Here is an 18,617-nt window from a genome sequence, read left to right as displayed (position 1 = left end):
ATAAGGAATAACAAAAATGATGCCGAATATTGATAATTTGGGCTTGGTGCCGATGGTGGTGGAACAAAGCGGGCGCGGCGAGCGGGCGTTTGACATTTATTCACGCTTACTCAAAGAGCGCATTGTGTTTTTGGTGGGACCGGTAACCGATGCTTCTGCCAATTTGGTGGCGGCGCAGATGTTGTTTTTGGAAAGCGAAAACCCCGATAAAGATATTTTCTTCTACATCAATTCGCCCGGTGGTTCGGTTACGGCGGGCATGTCGGTTTACGATACCATGAACTTCGTTAAGCCCGATGTTTCTACTTTGTGTTTGGGTCAGGCAGCCAGCATGGGCGCGTTTCTGTTGTCGGCAGGGACTAAAGGCAAACGCTTTGCATTGCCCAACAGCCGTGTGATGATACATCAGCCCTTAATCAGCGGCGGCTTGGGCGGACAGGCTTCCGATATTGAAATTCATGCCAAAGAATTGATAAAAATCAAACAAAAACTAAACAGATTGCTGGCGGAACACACAGGGCAAAAACTGGCAAAAGTGGAAAAAGACACTGACCGCGATAATTTTATGTCGGCAGACGAAGCCCGTGATTACGGTTTAATTGATGAAGTTTTGGTACACCGCGTTGCCGCTGAAAAATAATACAGCGCAGAGGATTAGCGTGTGCCGCAGTTGAGATTTTTCAATAGGTGTACTGTAGGCGGTGCGGATGGTTGCCGCGCATTGGTTTTCAGGCAGCCTAAAATTAAAACACCGTGAATTTGGGTTGCGATAAGGAAACGGGCTGGGCAGTTTTTTGTACTCTTTCGATTGGCAGGATTTAAGCCAACTGAACGGATTTGTTCCTGAAAAGGCTGCCTGAACGGCTTGATGTGTTGTTTTCAGGCAGCCTGTATGTGTTATTGATTTAAATGGTTTCGTTCAGCAGTAAAGACAATAAGGCTTGGCGGGCATAAACACCGTTCATGGCTTGCTGAAAATAATAAGCGTGCTCACCGTTATCAACATCGGGGTGAATTTCATCAACGCGCGGCAAAGGGTGCAATACACGCAAAGTGGGTTTGGCGTGTGCCAGCGTTTCACGGTATAGGGTGAATTTCCCTTGGATTTTGGCAAATTCCTGCTCGTCGAACCGCTCGCGCTGCACCCGAGTCATGTAGAGAATATCTGCCCAGCGCACCGCTTCTTCCAATGTCTCGAATGTGTGGTATGAAATGCCTTTTTCATCAAGCTCTTCGCAAATGTATTCGGGCATGGCTAAACTTGCCGGCGACACAAACGCAAATTCGCAGCCCCAGCGGCTTAAGGCTTGTGCCAAGGAATGCACGGTGCGCCCGTATTTTAAATCGCCTGCCAAAGCGATTTTCAGCCCGTCAAGCCGATTTTGGGTTTCATAAATGGTTACCAAATCCAAAAGTGTTTGTGAAGGATGTTGATTGGTACCGTCGCCCGCATTGACCACAGGCACGGCGGAGAATTCGCTCAACACCCGTGCCGCGCCGTCTTTGGGGTGGCGAACCACAATTGCGTCGGCATAGCCGCCGATGATGCGGGCGGTGTCTGCCAATGTTTCGCCTTTTTTGGCACTGGTGTTCGCGCCGTCGGCAAAGCCGATTACTTTTCCGCCCAGCCGTTGAATTGCGGTTTCAAACGATAAGCGGGTGCGTGTGGACGGCTCAAAAAAACAGCTGGCAATCAGGCGGTTTTTTAATAAGTCGGTGCGCGGGCAGTGTTTTAATGCCAGCGCGGTGTTTAACAGCAATTCCAATTCTTCGGTAGATAAATCATTGATTGAAATCAGGTGTTTTTGATACAGTGTGTTGCTCATGATGGGTTTCGCCGCGAGTAAAAATCAATGTAAAAAAACCGTTTTCCGAACCTTGCCGTGAAGCCCAAGTTCAAAAAACGGTTTGATGAAATAGGTCGTTTGACTCATTGTTCAGGCTGCCTGAAACAGCGTGGTGAATGATGTGTTGCATATCGGCTGCACCTAAAGCAAAATATTACAAATTGTAGCCCGTTTCATGATTTTTGGCTATTACAATGATTACTTTGCAGTTTGACCGATAAGTGGCAATATTCGGTGTGCGGCAAAACCGTTCTTTCGGTGAAAGATTGATTTTTTTATGGCTTCTGTTCAGTGTATTGCGGTTACCGCCGGTGAGCCTGCGGGCATTGGTCCTGATATTTGTTTGGATTTGGCGAATGAAACCGATTTGCCTACGGTGGTGCTGGCAGACAAGCATTTGCTGCAAAGCCGCGCCCGCCAATTGGGTAAATCCATTGTTTTTCGTGATTATCAACACGATGGGCTGCCTGAAAAAACAGAAACCGGTGTATTGACTGTATTGCACATACCCGTTGCGCAAACGGTACATGCAGGCTGCCTGAATACGGTAAATGCGCCTTATGTGCTGGCGTTGCTTGACCGTGCTTACGCAGGCGTTGTTTCGGGTGAATTTGCGGCAATGGTTACCGCGCCGATACACAAAGGCATTATCAATGACAGCGGTGTGCCGTTTTCGGGGCACACTGAATATTTGGCGGCAAAAAGCCGCACGCCGCAAGTGGTGATGATGTTGTCGGGCGGCGGGTTGCGCGTGGCATTGGCAAGCACGCATCTGCCGCTGCGGGACGTGGCGGATAAAATCACGCCTGATTTGCTGGTGTCGGTATTGCGTATCGTGCGCCGAGATTTGCGGCAAAAATTCGGGCTGGCTGAACCGCGTGTGTTGGTGGCGGGTTTAAATCCGCATGCGGGCGAGCAAGGGCATTTGGGGCGCGAAGAAATCGAAGTGATTGAACCTGCCATCGCACGAATGCAGCAAGAAGGTATGGCGGTGCGCGGACCGTTTCCCGCAGACACGCTGTTTCAGCCGTTTATGCTGAAGCACGCCGATGCGGTGCTGGCGATGTATCACGACCAAGGTTTGCCGGTATTGAAATACGCAAGTTTCGGGCGCGGGGTCAATATTACTTTGGGCTTGCCGTTTATCCGCACTTCGGTTGATCACGGTACGGCGTTGGACTTGGCGGGCAGCGGACGGGCAGATTCAGGTAGCCTGAAAGAAGCGGTGCGCTGTGCGCGGGAAATGATTGAACAAGGTTTGAAAATAAAAAATGCAGAACTTGATTCTAAAACATAAATTGAACATATGACTACACCGCATATAGAAATGAAGCAAGTGGCGTTTGCCTACGGCGAGCGTCCAATCTTGAACAACATCAGTTTTACCATTGAAACGGGTCATTTCGCCGCAATTATGGGCGGTTCGGGCAGCGGTAAAACCACGCTTTTGCGCTTGATTACCGGACAAATCCAGCCGCAGCAAGGGCAGGTGTTGATTAACGGGCGCGATTTGGCTGAATTCGATACCGAGGCGTTGTATGAACACCGACGGCACATGGGGGTGCTGTTTCAATTCGGCGCGTTATTTACCGATTTGTCGGTATTTGACAATATTGCGTTTCCCATGCGGGAGCACACGGATTTGCCTGAAAGCATGATACGCGATTTGGTGTTGCTGAAATTGCAGGCAGTGGGTTTGCGCGGCGTGGGAAACCTGATGCCCTCAGAATTATCGGGCGGTATGGCGCGGCGGGTGGCTTTGGCGCGTACCATTGCGTTAGACCCATTGCTGATGCTGTATGATGAACCGTTTACGGGCTTAGACCCGATTTCTTTGGGCGTGATTGCCGCGCTGGTGAAACGGGTGAACCAAGCCTTACGGTCCACCAGCGTGATGGTTACGCACGATATTCAGCAATCGCTGCGGATTGTGGATCAGGTGATTTTTCTGGCAAACGGCGAAATTTTATTTTCAGGCAGCCCGGAAGAGATGCGTAATCTGTATTCGCCGTGGATTAACCAATTTGTGGAAGGCAAAGCAGACGGACCTGTGGCATTCCGTTATCCTGCGCCCACCACTTTACAACATGATTTGGGTATTGGGGCGTGATGAACGGATTGGCTTTATTGGGGCGGAAAACCCTCACTTTTATTCAGCAGATCGGGCGGGTGGTGCTGTTTTTGCTGGTGATTTTGCGCCGCAGCGGCGAGGCATTGAAACGTCCGCGCTTAAGTGTGCGGCAGATGTATTTCGCCGGTGTTTTGTCCATTATTATTATTGCCGTGTCGGGTTTGTTTGTCGGCATGGTGATGGGTTTGCAAGGCTACACGCAGCTGGCTAAATTCAAGTCTGCCGATGTGTTGGGTTTTATGGTGGCGGCGGCTTTGTTGCGTGAGTTGGGTCCGGTTTTGGCAGCCATTTTGTTTGCCAGCAGTGCGGGCGGCGCGATGACCAGTGAAATCGGTTTAATGAAAACCACCGAGCAATTGGAAGCAATGAATGTCATGGCGGTAGATCCGGTTGCCCGCGTGGTGGTGCCGCGTTTTTGGGCGGGCGTATTGTCCATGCCGCTTTTGGCATCGATTTTCAACGCGGCGGGTGTTTATGGTGCTTATTTAATCGGCGTGAAATACTTTGGTATGGACAGCGGTATTTTTTGGTCACAGATGCAAAGTCATTTGGATATTTTTTATGATGTGGGCAACGGATTGATTAAGTCTTTGGTGTTCGGCGCGGTGGTTACGCTGATTGCGGTGTATCAAGGTTTTCATGCCAAACCCACTTCAGAAGGCATTTTGCGCGCCAATACCCGCACGGTGGTGAGCAGTGCGCTCACGGTGCTGGCTCTGGATTTTGTCTTAACCGCACTGATGTTTACCGATTGAGTGGATTACCGGTTGAATGGATTATAGATTGAAGAAACGGGATTAAAAAATGAAGAAAAACAGCTTGGAAATCATGGTGGGCTTATTTGTCATCTTAGGCATGGCTGCTGTGGTGTTTTTATCGTTTCGCGTGGCAGGCGGCAGCGGCTGGGGCGCAAATCAGCCAACCTACACCGTTTATGCCTCATTCAGCGATATTGGCGGCTTGAAAGTGAAAGCACCGGTAAAAGCCGCGGGTGTGGTGGTGGGGCGTGTCAGCGATATTCAGCTCGACCCGAAAACCTATTGGGCAAAAACCACGCTGAAAATTGAAAAGCAATATCATTTCAGTGATGATGTGTCTGCACAAATTTTGACTTCAGGCTTATTGGGCGACCAATACATCGGTTTAACCCAAGGCGGCGATACCGAAGATTTGGCAGACGGCGACACCCTCACCCTCACGAGTTCTGCTTTGGTGTTGGAACAGCTGATTGGTAAATTCATGACCAATGTTGCTGAAAACAATGCCAAACCGACAGAAGAAGTTCCTGCTGCTGAAAACAGCGAGCAATAACCAGTACCCAAACATTCACACATTTTATTCAGGGGATTATGATGAAAAAATCAGCTATTTTAAGCGCATTGAGCATCGGTATCATGAGCATCGGTTTGGCGGTTGCCACGCCGCAGCAAGCCGTTACCCAAATTCAGGGCAATGCGGAACAGGTGTTGCATATTTTGGCGAAAGCCAATGGCACAAATGACGCACAAGTGCGTCTGCAAGCGGAAAACTATGCCATTCCGTATTTCGATTTTGAACGCATGACGGCTTTGGCAGTAGGCAATCCTTGGCGTACTGCCGGTGATGCACAAAAACAAGCACTCACCAATGAATTTAAAAACCTGCTGATTCGCACTTATTCCGGCACCATGCTGAAATTCAAAAATGCAAAAGTTACCGTGAAAAACACGCCTGTGGTGCAAAAAAACGGCAAAGAAGTGATTGTGCAAACCGAAATCACACCCGCAACGGGTAACAAACCGGTAAACATGGACTACACCATGTATCAAAGCGGCGACAAATACCGCGTGTATAACGTGGCAGTAGAAGGTGCGAGCTTGGTTACGGTATATCGAAATCAATTCAACCAAACCATCAGTCAAAAAGGAATTGATGGCTTGATTGCTGAATTGAAAGCCAAAAACGGCGGCAAATAAAATGCAATTTATGCTGGACGAAAAATGGGTGCGCTTATCAGGCAACATCACCGAAGACACCGTCAATGAGCAGAATTACCGTGCGTTTTGCCAAGCCGCCGCGCAAGCGGAAGGCATTGATTTGAGCCGTGTGGAAGAAACCGATTCTGCTTGTGTTGCGTTGCTGGTGTCTGCTTTGCGTGAGAAAACACGGCAAAAGCAGCCGCTGCGGTTTTTCAATATTCCCACCGGTTTGGCAACTTTGATGTCTTTGTATGAGGTGGATAAATGGATCGTATCGTAAAATCTGCCCTGTTAAGTGTCGGTTTCGCGGTGTGTTTCAGCCAGCCTGTTTGGGCAGACAACATACAAAACACACAAAGCACCTGTGTTGCCGCTGAGCGTACGGGCGCAAATGCGGTACTCGCAAATACGGCACAAACCCATTCAAAAGCGGTAAATATTGACCCGTATGAGGGTTATAACCGATTCATGTTCCGCGTGAACGATGCCGTGGATCGCAATGTATTAACCCCTGTTGCCCGAGGTTATCGAAAAATCACACCATCGCCCGTGCGCACCGGCATCAGCAATGTTTTTAATAATCTGCGCGATGTGGTGAGCTTGGGCAGTAACTTATTGCGCTTGGACATCAAAAGAGCCGGTGAAGATTTTGTGCGTGTCGGCATCAATTCCACCTTTGGCTTGGGCGGTTTGATTGACATTGCCGGCTTGGGCGGTGTTCCCAACAATAAAAATACCTTGGGTGATACATTTTCTTCGTGGGGCTGGAAAAACAGCAATTATTTTATTTACCCGCTGGGCGGTCCTTCTACTGTGCGCGACAGTATCGGTAACACAATTATTTCCGTTTATACCCCGCAAGACTTGGTGTTGCAGGAAAGTTCTGGCCGCTACGGCGCAACCGTACTCAATATTGTGCAAAGACGTGAATCATTGCTGGATTTAAGCGACAGCTTGGATGATGCCGCGCTGGATCGTTATGCCTATATGCGCGATGTGTACATGAATATGCGCAACCGCGAAGTCGGCAACCCAACGGTACAGCAAGACGACGATATTGATATTGACAGCTTGGTGAGCAGTGATGAAGACTCCGCCGCCGTTGATCACACTGCCGCAGAATCAACCGGCGATGCTTCGGCAAGTGATGTGAAACAGGCAACGGACGCAGCAGGGGCAGCAACAGAAAATCCGTGTCCTTATCCAATTGATCCAATTGACGGCGGTACAGATGATTTTCACAATGCGCGCCATGAGGAACAGGCAACAGAAATAAAAGCAGATGATGCACAATCCGCATCGGACACAAATTGAAAGATGATTGCGGTTGTTCTCTGATGGGCTTTCAGGCAGCCTGAAAGCGAAAATCTGCTTTGGAGACTGTATTTTATTGATTGTGCTGTTTAATCATATAGGAACACCAAAGTCAAAAATGTTGGTTGGTGCTAACTTTTTTGGATTGGCGGTTTTTCTTTTCTTCGGTTTAGAAATCGGCTACGGGCAGGTGAGTGCTTGTAACAGCAAAAACAGCATGGAATACGGTAAACAAAGGGCTGACCTGATTATTTCAGGTAGCCCTTAATTGATTCAGCCGCATTTATTGTTGCCGATGTGCTGCGCAACAGCAACGCGTTATCGGGAACGGTTTATTTTTTTCCGATAATTGCGCCCAAAACACCGCGGGTGATTGCGCGGGTAATACTGCCGGTAACTTGGGTGCTGATGCGTTTACCCACTTGATGTGCCAAATCATCAACCAAGCCCTGATTGGTTTTTTTTCGGTTGCCGAATAAACCGCTCATAAAGCTGCCAACCAAGCCGCCGTTGTCGGTATCTGCCGCTGCCGCTGCCGCTGTTGTTTGCTGTTTGGCGGTTTCTTTGGCTGCCTGAACTTCTGCCGATTGTTTGGCTTCTTCTTCGTTTAATTGCTGCAAGGCCTCGAAAGCCGAGAAATTGTCCACCGTGGTTTGATAATGGCGATACAGCACATCATTTTGGAATACGGCGTTGCGTGCTTCAGCAACCAGCGGTGTGAGCGCAGATTGCGGCGGCAGCACAAAAGCCCGTTCTACCGGGTTTGGCATGCCTTTCTCGTCCAAAAACGACACCAGAGCCTCGCCCACGCCCAATTGGCTGATGACTTCGGCAACATTGATTTTCGGATTGCCGCGAAAGGTATCGGCGGCGGCTTTTACCGCTTTTTGGTCGCGCGGCGTGAACGCACGCAAGGCATGCTGAATGCGGTTGCCCAGCTGTCCCAACACCGTGTCAGGCAAATCCAGCGGATTTTGGGTAACGAAATAGACACCCACGCCTTTGGAACGAATCAGCCGCACCACTTGCTCCACTTGTTCTAAAAGTGCGGGCGCGGCGTTGTCAAACAATAAATGGGCTTCGTCAAAAAACATCACAAATTTGGGCTGATCGGGATCGCCGATTTCAGGCAGGGTTTGGAATAATTCTGCCAGCATCCACAGCAAAAATGCGCTGTACATGCGCGGGCTGCGCATCAGTTTTTCGGAATTTAAAATATTGATAACGCCATTGCCGCCGTCGGTTTGCATCCAATCGGATAAATTTAAATTCGGTTCGCCGAATAATTTGTCTGCGCCTTCGTTTTCCAAACTCAGCAGCTGCCGCTGAATTGCGCCGACGCTGGCGGCAGATACATTGCCGTATTGGGTGCGGAATTGAGCGGCGTTGTCGGCAACAAACGCCAGCATGCCGCGCAAATCTTTTAAGTCGATTAAGTGCCAGCCGCGATCATCTGCCACGCGGAAAACAACGTTTAATAAACCTTCTTGGGTGTCGTTCAGATTCATCAGCCGTGCCAGCAGCATCGGTCCCATGTCGGAAATGGTTACCCGCAGCGGAATGCCTGTTTCGCCGTAAACGTCCCAAAAGCGCACAGGGAAGCCGCGTAAATAATTTTCAGGCAGCCCGAATTGGGTTATGCGTTCGCCTATTTTGCCGCTTGCTGAACCCCCTTGCGCCAAACCGGACAAATCACCTTTTACGTCCACCAAAAACACAGGAACGCCCGATGCGCTGAATGCTTCTGCCATGCGCCGCAGACTCACGGTTTTGCCTGTTCCGGTTGCGCCGGCGATTAAGCCGTGCCGGTTTGCCATTTTGCCGATAATATCCAATTCATTATTGTCCGCTGTACGGGCAATGTCATAAGTAATCATAATGAAGCCTTTTTGTGCTGTGCCTTAAATCTGGTTAGAATGTGCTTGTTTCTCGGTTTTTTGTCAGGAAATTGCTTTTGAAAATTCAGTAATGGAAGCGAATTATAGAGGATTTTTACTTAAGGAATCTATAAAATCGGTAATATAATTTTATTGATGAGGGTTGTTCTTCTGAGAAATCTATAGATTATTCACTGGTTATTACTATATCTAATACAGAGGCTATTAATCATTATGAATATTAAAATTTGTTTATTTGTATTATTTTCATTTTTATTTATAAACAAAATATCTGCAAATGAAAATTTATCATTATTAACATTTAATGATGATAAGAAGATAGAAGCTGTATTTAAAAAAGAAAATATCACCGGAACCATAGTCATTTATAATAGTCAAAAAAATTACTTAACCGGATATAACCATAAAAGAGCCAATACCCAATATTCTCCTGCCTCTACTTTTAAAATTGCCAATTCTCTTATTGGGTTATCCACCGGTGTTGTTAAAAATACAGATGAAGTGTTTTTTAAATATCAGGGTCAAGATGTTTTTTCAGAAAGTTGGAAGCATGATTCATCTTTAAAAGATGCCATAAAAGTCTCTAATGTCTTAGCATACCAAGAATTGGCAAGAAAAGTAGGTAAAGAAAAAATGTTAATTAATCTGAAAAAGATTAATTATGGGAATGAAACAATAGGATCTCATATAGATACGTTTTGGCTGGATAATTCCTTGAAAATAAGTGCAATGCAACAAGTTGAATTTTTGTATCAATTAGCCAATAAGCAATTGCAATATCCTCAAAAAATACAACAAGATGTTTCCGAAATGATATTGTTGGATCGTTCTGAAACTTGGAAACTTTATGGTAAAACAGGTTGGTTTAGTGCAGAGAATAATTTGAATACAATAGGTTGGTTTGTTGGGTGGGTCGAAAAGGATAAAGAAATATATGCGTTTGCCATGAATATGGATATTAAAAAAACCAACAAAAAAGACTTAGAAAAGGAACTATTAAAAAGACAAAAAATTTCCATAGAAAGTTTAAAAGTTTTAGGGATTATAGAATAAATAATGAATTTAAGATATTGGGTTATATTATATATTAAAAATACCTAAAAAATTTGTATGTAGAATATAATATATGATACACAAAATAACCTCGGTACTTAAAAAATCACATAAATATTTGTGATTATTGAAATTATTATGTCAGGTTGAATCGGCGAGGTCAGGATAATGTGTGAAATCATATCGTAATTTGCCGCAGCGAGTAAAACAGACAGATGAATAATAATTCTGTTTTTTGGTTTTTTATTGTTTTCAGGCAGCCTGAAAACGGATACGATGAAGACCATCATTTTTCAGAAAGAAAAATATGTTTCAAAATTTTGATTTAGGCGTTTTTTTATTGGCGGTATTGCCGGTATTGATGGCGATAACGGTTCACGAAGCGGCGCATGGCTATGCGGCTCGGTATTACGGTGATCACACCGCAGAAATGATGGGCAGACTCACGCTCAATCCGCTGAAACACATCGACCCCATCGGTACAATTGTTGTACCGTTGATTGCGTTTTTACTCACGCCGTTTTTGTTTGGTTGGGCAAAACCTGTGCCGGTTCAATCGCGCAATTTCCGAGACATGAGAATGGGTATGCGCATGGTGGCGATTGCCGGGCCATTGTCCAATCTGCTGATGTGCTTCGGCTGGGCGTTTGTCATGGTGGCAAGCCAATGGATGCCTGAATCATTCCAATATCCGCTGCGGCAAATGGGTTATTATGGGGTGCTAATCAATACGGTTTTGTTTGTGCTGAACATGATTCCGATTCTGCCTTTGGACGGCGGGCGCTTTGTCAATACGTTTTTACCCGCCAAAGCCTCAATGCAGTTTCAAAAAATTGAACCTTACGGCATGTGGATTTTGATTTTCCTGTTGGTTACCAATATATTGGGCATGATTATGCAGCCGTTTATGGGTGCGGTTTTATTGGTGGTGCAATGGTTTATGAGCCTGTTTCACTAAGCAGGCTGCCTGAAAAGCCGATTTCAGCGGCATTGCGCAATGCGGCAAGGATACAGAAATCAAAATAAAACAAATAACATAATTCCATTTAAAAAACAATGGTGATATAATAAGTCGCTTTGACATCGGGAAACAGACACTTGCCTTGTTGATTAACCAATCCGCGCTGTCTTTATATCGACGTTCCAACGCATCGCTGAATGCCGTAATACAGTGATTTTCATCAATATTTTTATTTCAGAGCAGCGGATACGCATCATTAACCTATCAGCAAGTTATATTGTTTCAGAAAAACCACACCGCCAGCGGCACAGAAGCCGGTGGCGGTGTTTGAGCCGTTGCCAGTGTCCATTTTCAGCTGAGCTTGTGATTTTTAAATTAAAAACAGACAGATATGTTGGTCGGGCAGGATTGTTGTTTGTCCCGCCCGCAAACCCACGCCGTCAGGAGCAAAAATGAAAACCTTATTCAATTTGTTTAATCCGCTGCAAAATGCCGCCATCGAAGAAGAATTTGATGCGATTAAAATCGGCATTGCATCACCGGAAACCATTCGTTCTTGGTCATACGGCGAAGTAAAAAAACCGGAAACCATTAATTACCGCACATTCAAGCCCGAACGCGATGGTTTGTTTTGTGCCAAAATTTTTGGTCCGATTAAAGATTATGAGTGCTTGTGCGGTAAGTACAAACGCTTAAAATTCAAAGGCGTTACCTGCGAAAAGTGCGGCGTAGAAGTTACTTTGTCCAAAGTGCGCCGTGAGCGCATGGGGCATATTGATTTGGCATCGCCCGTGGCGCATATTTGGTTTTTAAAATCCTTGCCCTCACGCTTGGGCATGGTGCTGGACATGACCTTGCGCGATATTGAACGCATTTTGTATTTTGAAGCTTATGTGGTGGTTGATCCCGGCATGACTTCGCTGCAAGTGCGTCAATTGCTCACTGAAGAAGATTACAACGCCAAATACGAAGAATTCGGCGGTGATTTTGATGCCAAAATGGGTGCGGAAGGCATTCGCGATTTATTGCGTGTTTTAGATGTTGCCAAAGAAATCACGGTATTGCGTCAAGAGCTGGAATCAACCGGCTCTGATACCAAAATCAAAAAACTTGCCAAACGCTTGAAAGTGTTGGAAGCCTTTCAACGCTCCGGCATGAAACTGGAATGGATGATTTTGGACGTGCTGCCGGTATTGCCGCCGGATTTGCGCCCGCTTGTGCCGCTGGACGGCGGACGCTTTGCAACATCTGATTTAAATGATTTGTATCGCCGTGTGATTAACCGCAACAATCGTCTGCGCCGATTGTTGGAATTGCGTGCGCCTGACATTATTGTGCGCAACGAAAAACGCATGCTGCAAGAAGCGGTGGATTCTTTATTGGATAACGGCCGCCGCGGCAAAACCATGACCGGCGCGAACAAACGTCCGCTGAAATCATTGGCAGACATGATTAAAGGCAAGGGCGGTCGTTTCCGTCAAAACCTGCTGGGTAAACGGGTGGATTATTCCGGCCGTTCGGTGATTACCGTTGGTCCTTATCTGCGTTTGCATCAATGCGGGCTGCCCAAAAAAATGGCATTGGAATTATTTAAGCCGTTTATTTTTGAAAAGCTGGAAAAACTGGATCCGGCAGTAACCACCATTAAAAAAGCCAAAAAAATGGTGGAGCAGGAAGAGCCGATTGTGTGGGATATGCTGGAAGAAGTTATTCGTGAGCACCCGATTTTGCTGAACCGCGCACCGACTTTGCACCGTTTGGGCATTCAAGCATTTGAACCGATTTTGATTGAAGGCAAGGCGATTCAGCTGCATCCTTTGGTGTGTACTGCGTTTAACGCCGACTTCGACGGCGACCAAATGGCGGTGCATGTGCCTTTGAGCTTGGAAGCGCAAATGGAAGCGCGTACTTTAATGCTGGCTTCAAATAATGTGTTGTCTCCCGCCAACGGCGAGCCGGTGATTGTGCCGTCTCAGGATATTGTCTTGGGTTTGTATTACATGACCCGCGACAAAATCAATGGCAAAGGCGAGGGCAGTTTGTTTACCGATACCAAAGAAGTGCATCGCGCTTATCAAACCGGTCAAGTGGAATTGGGCACTAAAATCACCGTGCGTTTGCGTGAGTGGGTGCGCGATGAGCAAGACGATTTAACAATGAAAATAAATCGTTATGAAACCACAGTCGGCCGTGCTTTGCTGTCTGAAATTTTGCCCAAGGGTCTGCCGTTTGAACACATCAACAAAGCCCTGAAGAAAAAAGAAGTTTCCCGACTCATCAACGCCTCTTTCCGCCAATGCGGCTTGCGTGATACCGTGATTTTTGCCGACCATTTAATGTACACGGGCTATGCTTATTCTACTCGTGCCGGCATTTCTATTTGTGTAGACGATATGCTGGTGCCCGCCAATAAATCACAATTGCTGGCTGAAGCCAACACCGAAGTGAAAGAAATTGAGGGTCAATACCGTCAAGGTTTGGTGACCAACGGCGAGCGGTACAATAAAGTAGTGGATATTTGGGGCCGCACCGGCGACAGAATTGCCAAGTCGATGATGGACAATTTATCGGTGCAAAAAGTACAAGATGCCAAAGGAAATACGGTTGATCAAGAATCGTTCAACTCGATTTACATCATGGCTGACTCCGGTGCGCGGGGTTCGGCAGCACAGATTAAACAGCTCTCCGGTATGCGCGGCTTGATGGCAAAACCGGACGGTTCGATTATTGAAACGCCGATTACCTCCAATTTCCGTGAAGGTTTAACAGTATTGCAGTACTTTATCTCCACCCACGGTGCGCGTAAAGGCTTGGCGGATACCGCTTTAAAAACAGCCAATTCCGGTTACTTAACCCGTCGCTTGGTGGACGTTACCCAAGATTTAGTGGTGGTGGAAAACGACTGCGGCACTGACGAAGGCTTTGTCATGAAAGCGGTGGTTCAGGGCGGTGATGTGATTGAAGCGTTGCGCGACCGCATTTTAGGCCGTGTAACTGCTGAAGATGTGGTTGATCCGTCCAGCGGCGAAACCTTGGTGGAAAAAGGCACAATGCTGGATGAAACCTTGGTGGACATGATTGACAATTCCGGTGTTGATGAAGTTAAAGTACGTACCCCGATTACGTGTAAAACCCGTCATGGCTTGTGTGCCAAATGTTACGGCCGCGATTTGGCGCGCGGTAAACTTGTCAATAACGGTGAAGCTGTGGGCGTGATTGCGGCACAGTCTATCGGTGAACCCGGCACCCAGTTAACCATGCGTACATTCCACATCGGCGGTGCGGCTTCACGTGCCGCTGCCGCCAGCCAAGTAGAAGCCAAATCCGGCGGTACCATACGTTTCTCCAGCCAAATGCGCTATGTGGCAAACAACAAAGGCGAATTGGTGGTGATTGGCCGTTCGTCTGAAATTGTGATTCACGATGATATTGGCCGTGAGCGTGAACGCCACAAAGTGCCTTATGGTGCGATTTTGCTGGTACAAGACGGCAAAGCCGTGAAAGCAGGGCAAACTTTGGCAACGTGGGATCCGCATACCCGCCCGATGATTACCGAATATGCCGGACGTGTTCGCTTCGAGAACATCGAAGAGGGCGTTACCGTGATGAAACAAACCGATGACATCACCGGTTTGTCCACTTTGGTGGTGATTGACAGCAAACGGCGCATGGCAAGCCAATCCAAATTGCTGCGTCCCGCAGTGAAATTGTTGGACGATAACGGTGAAGAAGTCCGCTTGCCCGGCAGTGAAACCGTTGTTCATATGGCATTCCCCGTTGGTGCTGTGATTACCGTGCGCGAAGGGCAGGAAGTAGGCAAGGGCGATGTGCTGGCGCGTATCCCGCAAGCCTCCACCAAAACCCGCGACATTACCGGTGGTTTGCCGCGTGTGGCAGAGCTCTTTGAAGCCCGTACACCCAAAGACGCAGGTATGCTGGCGGAAGTAACCGGCACGGTGTCGTTCGGCAAAGAAACCAAAGGCAAGCAGCGTTTGGTGATTACCGATACCGATGGCGTGGCTTATGAAACCCTGATTTCCAAAGAGAAACAAGTGTTGGTGCATGACGGTCAAGTGGTGAACCGAGGCGAAACCATTGTTGACGGTTCGGTTGATCCGCATGACATCTTGCGTTTGCAAGGCATTGAAGCGTTGGCACGTTACATTGTGCAAGAGGTACAAGAAGTGTATCGCCTGCAAGGTGTGAAAATTTCCGACAAACACATCGAAGTAATCATTCGCCAAATGTTGCGCCGCGTGAATATTGCCGATTCGGGCGATAGCCAATTCATCACAGGTGAACAAGTGGAGCGCGGTGATGTGATGATCGCCAATGAGAAATTGCTGGCTGAAGGCAAAGAAACCGTGCGCTATGAAAATATTTTGCTGGGGATTACCAAAGCCTCTTTATCCACCGATTCATTTATTTCAGCAGCTTCGTTCCAAGAAACCACACGTGTGCTTACCGAAGCGGCAATTATGGGTAAACGCGATGAATTGCGCGGCTTGAAAGAAAACGTGATTGTTGGCCGCCTGATTCCTGCCGGCACGGGATTAAGTTATCACAGAAGCCGCCGTCATCAAGTTGAAACACCGATAACGGAAGCGTGATTTAAAGCAGTAAAAAAGCGTATCAAACAAAAAAGACGGATTTATTCCGTCTTTTTGTTTTACGGCAGACCATAAAGTAGGCTAGTGGGTGCAGGCTGCCTGAAAATAAAAAAACCGCCGAAATTGGTGGTTTTGAGTATGGTTAATAATCTGTTTTTAAGATATTGATGTGTCTGCTGAATAACTTATCAATGTCTTGGTAATAACGGTATTTGCTAATGTCATTGTCTCGCCAACACTCAACAATATTATGGTATTTATGCTCCAGTATTTTTATGGCAGTATGCAAACGTGATTGGGTTTCGACAAGTTCCGATATCAGCATATTTATCGAATCTTGCTGTCCTGATTGGTCGATTTCATTACGCGCTAACAGCATCAGTATCACCATTGTCAAGGTTTCTTTACTCATATGGTTATCGGCAACCAAAATCACCACATCTTCCATTTGTTTCACAAAAAATGCGGTAAACCGCTTCTGATACCCGTTTTTCAACAAAAACAGCTCACCTGCCGACAATGATGTACGCTTGTTGCCGTCATTAAAGCAATGATTTTTGTTAACCGAAAAAATCAAATGAGCGATTTTCGCCTGAAAATCAGGGTAATACAAATCATTCTGAATGGCTGTCAATGCGCTTTCCAACAAGCCGATATCACGAAGCCCATGCAAACCACCTGACTTATCAATAATGGTGTCGTGTGTTTCGATGATTTCCGCCAATGTCGGATATTGAAAGGTATTCATTTATCGCGCAATCGGATAAACACGTCTAAAACCTCTTGGTCTTCCAATAACTCGTTAAAGTCTTGCTTCCAATTGGGATTTGCAGGTAACTCTGTCGGCGGCGTATATACCTTTAGAATTGCTTGTTTAAGCAATTGGTTGTAATCAATTTCATTTTGCATAAGATTGCTTTTTAAAAATCAGGTTTGTGGATCGTATTTGCCATGTGATTGACTAAAATTTTAAAAATCTTCCGGATTTAATCTGTCCATTTCTTCAAACAAATGAGGCGCGATCGAAATTTGTTTTTGATGTTTTGCTATTTTCTTAAATTTTTCTATATTGTTACAATGTTCCATTAAGCCCTGAACGCGCCCGATTTGGTGTATTAGGATATTTCTGCCATTTTCCGATAGCCATTGATGAAATCTGGAACTCGCTTCCCATCTTCTTTAATGTTTAAGGTGTCTAGTTCTTTTTTTACATAACCGTGCTCAATTGGTTCATAGATATAACGATTGATAAACTTGCCATAATATTGTGGTCGTGCGGTTGATGTGGTTGGCTTATTGCCATATAACCTATCTAATTCAGCAAAAAAAGAATCGGGAAATATTCGTATCCATTTCTGCAAACTCTCTTCAATATATTTTGCCAGTAAGAGCCGCAAAGCATCATGTTTTCGGTTTATTTGGAAACCTGTTGCTTCATCGATCAGTGCTGCAATACCTACTTTTGCCAATGCAGACAATAATAATTCAGACTGCATTGCCAATTTTTCTTGCGAGCTTTTTAAATCCCCTTTACGTCTGGCGGTTAAATAGATTTTACACATTTCAGGCAGTAATGTTGCGTCATAACCTGATTTTTTTGCATTACCGTCCTTGTATTCAATTAATTTGGTCAGTGCAATAAGCTCTTGTGTAATATAGGGTTCAAGGTTCTTTGCTGCCAGAAAAGGGGGGTAGTTTGGTCTCACCGATTTTCAATCGGTCATTCATACCTTTACGCGACCTGCCAAAAGCGTTAAAAACCGATGTTGCCGTTAAAATACGTACATCATTTTCTAAAACGGCGCATTCCAGCAGTAAATCACCAATCGGTAATTCACCTTTATATAAAGCATTGGGTAAGTTATTTTCACTCATTTTTTAACCTCTTCTTAACTGAGCGAATACCGCACGAACGCGTTCCAAATCCGCCGCGGTGTCCACGCCGGCGGCGGGTGCATGGTCGGTGATTTGTACGGCAATGGCATCACCATGCCACAACACGCGCAGCTGTTCCAAAGATTCAATATTTTCTAACGGCGATTCAGTCATTTGTGCGTATTGATGCAAGAAATCAACACGATAAGCGTAGATACCGATGTGGCGCAATACCGGTGTTTCCTGCGGCAAAAATGACGGCTCGGCACGCATGGCATCTCGCGGCCACGGAATGGGTGCACGGCTGAAATACAGGGCATGATTTTGGCGGTTTAGTACCACTTTGACACAATTGGGATCAAGAAAATCGTTCAAGTCGTGAATGCGGTGTGCCGCTGTTGCCATCGGTGTGCCGCTTTGCTGCAATTGTGCTGCCACAGAATCAATTAATTGCGGTTCAATCAGCGGTTCATCGCCTTGTACATTCACCACACACGCTTTTTCAGGCAGCCCGAGAATGGCGGCGGCTTCAGCCAAGCGTGTTGTTCCGCTTTGGTGGTTATTGTTGGTTAATACCGCTTCAATGCCATGCTGTACACAGCAATTTAAAATATCGTTGTGATCGGTGGCAACCACCACGCGTTCGGCTTGACTCAACCGCGCCCGTTCAGCCACACGCACCACCATGGGCTTGCCGCCGATGTCTGCCAATGCTTTGTTGGGCAGGCGGCTGGAAGACAGCCGCGCCGGAATCAATACTGAAAATGCTTGTTTCATGCGGCACACTCCGCTTCAGTCAGCGGGCGGGCTTCGTTCTCCAGCATCATCGGAATGCCGTCTTTAATCGGGTAAGCCAATCGGCTGGTTTTGCACCACAATTCTTGCACATCGGCGTGATAACGCAGCGGTGCTTTGCAAACGGGGCAAACCAAAATATCCAGAAATTTCTTGTCCATAATGCGCTTTCAAA

Annotated in this window: 20 protein-coding genes; 12 read left to right on the top strand and 8 right to left on the bottom strand. The window is 46.6% G+C overall.

Annotation, left to right across the window (positions count from 1 at the left end):
• Nucleotides 1-16 precede the first annotated feature (16 nt).
• Nucleotides 17-640, top strand: coding sequence for an ATP-dependent Clp endopeptidase proteolytic subunit ClpP (clpP, locus tag Q384_RS02740; protein WP_037585819.1), 624 nt, complete (start codon nt 17-19; stop codon nt 638-640).
• Between the two features lie 265 nt (nt 641-905).
• Here clpP and pyrB read toward each other — a convergent pair whose 3' ends face one another.
• Nucleotides 906-1,826 (bottom strand): aspartate carbamoyltransferase, encoded by a 921-nt coding sequence (pyrB, locus tag Q384_RS02735; protein ID WP_037585817.1) that lies wholly within the window; start codon nt 1,824-1,826, stop codon nt 906-908.
• Between the two features lie 298 nt (nt 1,827-2,124).
• Here pyrB and pdxA point away from each other — a divergent pair, with 298 nt between their 5' ends.
• From pdxA to Q384_RS13120, 8 genes are read left to right on the top strand one after another with little or no spacing between them, the layout of a single operon-like run.
• Complete coding sequence (pdxA, locus tag Q384_RS02730; protein WP_051940336.1) at nt 2,125-3,144, top strand: 4-hydroxythreonine-4-phosphate dehydrogenase PdxA; 1,020 nt, start codon at nt 2,125-2,127, stop codon at nt 3,142-3,144.
• Between the two features lie 9 nt (nt 3,145-3,153).
• Entirely contained in the window at nt 3,154-3,957 is an 804-nt protein-coding gene (locus tag Q384_RS02725) for an ABC transporter ATP-binding protein (protein WP_037585816.1), read from the top strand.
• On the top strand, nt 3,957-4,733 hold the full coding sequence (mlaE, locus tag Q384_RS02720) for a lipid asymmetry maintenance ABC transporter permease subunit MlaE (RefSeq protein ID WP_037585815.1): 777 nt from the start codon (nt 3,957-3,959) through the stop codon (nt 4,731-4,733). The genes Q384_RS02725 and mlaE overlap by 1 nt, the downstream gene beginning before the upstream one ends.
• A 49-nt stretch (nt 4,734-4,782) precedes the next feature.
• Nucleotides 4,783-5,289: an outer membrane lipid asymmetry maintenance protein MlaD gene (mlaD, locus tag Q384_RS02715; protein WP_037585814.1), complete on the top strand. Its 507-nt coding sequence runs from the start codon at nt 4,783-4,785 to the stop codon at nt 5,287-5,289.
• 41 nt (nt 5,290-5,330) lie between these two features.
• Nucleotides 5,331-5,933, top strand: a complete 603-nt coding sequence (locus tag Q384_RS02710) for an MlaC/ttg2D family ABC transporter substrate-binding protein (protein ID WP_037585813.1) — start codon at nt 5,331-5,333, stop codon at nt 5,931-5,933.
• Between the two features lies 1 nt (nt 5,934).
• Nucleotides 5,935-6,216 carry an STAS domain-containing protein gene (locus Q384_RS02705; protein ID WP_037585812.1) on the top strand — a complete coding sequence of 94 codons (282 nt, stop codon included), beginning with the start codon at nt 5,935-5,937 and terminating at the stop codon, nt 6,214-6,216.
• Nucleotides 6,201-7,250, top strand: coding sequence for an MlaA family lipoprotein (locus Q384_RS14455; protein ID WP_084224369.1), 1,050 nt, complete (start codon nt 6,201-6,203; stop codon nt 7,248-7,250). The genes Q384_RS02705 and Q384_RS14455 overlap by 16 nt, the downstream gene beginning before the upstream one ends.
• Nucleotides 7,251-7,257: 7 nt before the next feature.
• Complete coding sequence (locus tag Q384_RS13120) at nt 7,258-7,518, top strand: hypothetical protein (protein ID WP_156956410.1); 261 nt, start codon at nt 7,258-7,260, stop codon at nt 7,516-7,518.
• 64 nt (nt 7,519-7,582) lie between these two features.
• Here Q384_RS13120 and Q384_RS02695 read toward each other — a convergent pair whose 3' ends face one another.
• A complete protein-coding gene (locus Q384_RS02695) occupies nt 7,583-9,127 on the bottom strand; it encodes a helicase HerA-like domain-containing protein (protein WP_037585811.1) in 1,545 nt (514 codons plus the stop codon).
• A gap of 234 nt (nt 9,128-9,361) precedes the next feature.
• Here Q384_RS02695 and blaOXA point away from each other — a divergent pair, with 234 nt between their 5' ends.
• The 3 genes from blaOXA to rpoC all read left to right on the top strand — a co-directional run bounded on the left by blaOXA (nt 9,362) and on the right by rpoC (nt 15,772).
• Nucleotides 9,362-10,201 (top strand): class D beta-lactamase, encoded by an 840-nt coding sequence (gene blaOXA / locus Q384_RS02690; protein WP_037585810.1) that lies wholly within the window; start codon nt 9,362-9,364, stop codon nt 10,199-10,201.
• A 307-nt stretch (nt 10,202-10,508) separates the two neighbouring features.
• Complete coding sequence (locus Q384_RS02680) at nt 10,509-11,159, top strand: site-2 protease family protein (protein WP_037585806.1); 651 nt, start codon at nt 10,509-10,511, stop codon at nt 11,157-11,159.
• A 455-nt stretch (nt 11,160-11,614) separates the two neighbouring features.
• Nucleotides 11,615-15,772, top strand: a complete 4,158-nt coding sequence (gene rpoC / locus Q384_RS02675) for a DNA-directed RNA polymerase subunit beta' (protein WP_037585805.1) — start codon at nt 11,615-11,617, stop codon at nt 15,770-15,772.
• Between the two features lie 142 nt (nt 15,773-15,914).
• Here rpoC and Q384_RS12860 read toward each other — a convergent pair whose 3' ends face one another.
• From Q384_RS12860 to Q384_RS02655, 6 genes are all read right to left on the bottom strand, one after another.
• Nucleotides 15,915-16,520, bottom strand: coding sequence for a type II toxin-antitoxin system death-on-curing family toxin (locus Q384_RS12860; protein ID WP_084224368.1), 606 nt, complete (start codon nt 16,518-16,520; stop codon nt 15,915-15,917).
• Nucleotides 16,517-16,681 carry a hypothetical protein gene (locus Q384_RS13115; RefSeq protein WP_156956409.1) on the bottom strand — a complete coding sequence of 55 codons (165 nt, stop codon included), beginning with the start codon at nt 16,679-16,681 and terminating at the stop codon, nt 16,517-16,519. Before Q384_RS13115 ends, Q384_RS12860 begins: the two co-directional genes overlap by 4 nt.
• A 206-nt stretch (nt 16,682-16,887) precedes the next feature.
• Complete coding sequence (locus tag Q384_RS12565) at nt 16,888-17,478, bottom strand: P63C domain-containing protein (RefSeq protein ID WP_156956408.1); 591 nt, start codon at nt 17,476-17,478, stop codon at nt 16,888-16,890.
• Entirely contained in the window at nt 17,435-17,647 is a 213-nt protein-coding gene (locus Q384_RS12560) for a hypothetical protein (RefSeq protein ID WP_051940333.1), read from the bottom strand. Before Q384_RS12560 ends, Q384_RS12565 begins: the two co-directional genes overlap by 44 nt.
• A 3-nt stretch (nt 17,648-17,650) precedes the next feature.
• Nucleotides 17,651-18,424 carry a 3-deoxy-manno-octulosonate cytidylyltransferase gene (kdsB, locus tag Q384_RS02660; protein WP_037585804.1) on the bottom strand — a complete coding sequence of 258 codons (774 nt, stop codon included), beginning with the start codon at nt 18,422-18,424 and terminating at the stop codon, nt 17,651-17,653.
• Nucleotides 18,421-18,603, bottom strand: coding sequence for a Trm112 family protein (locus Q384_RS02655; protein ID WP_037585803.1), 183 nt, complete (start codon nt 18,601-18,603; stop codon nt 18,421-18,423). Before Q384_RS02655 ends, kdsB begins: the two co-directional genes overlap by 4 nt.
• Nucleotides 18,604-18,617 lie beyond the last annotated feature (14 nt).

Origin of the sequence: Stenoxybacter acetivorans DSM 19021, from assembly GCF_000745895.1 — a bacterium.
GTDB lineage: Bacteria > Pseudomonadota > Gammaproteobacteria > Burkholderiales > Neisseriaceae > Stenoxybacter > Stenoxybacter acetivorans.
The sequence above is the reverse complement of the archived record's forward strand: the minus strand, read 5'-3'. Positions and strand labels throughout refer to the sequence as shown.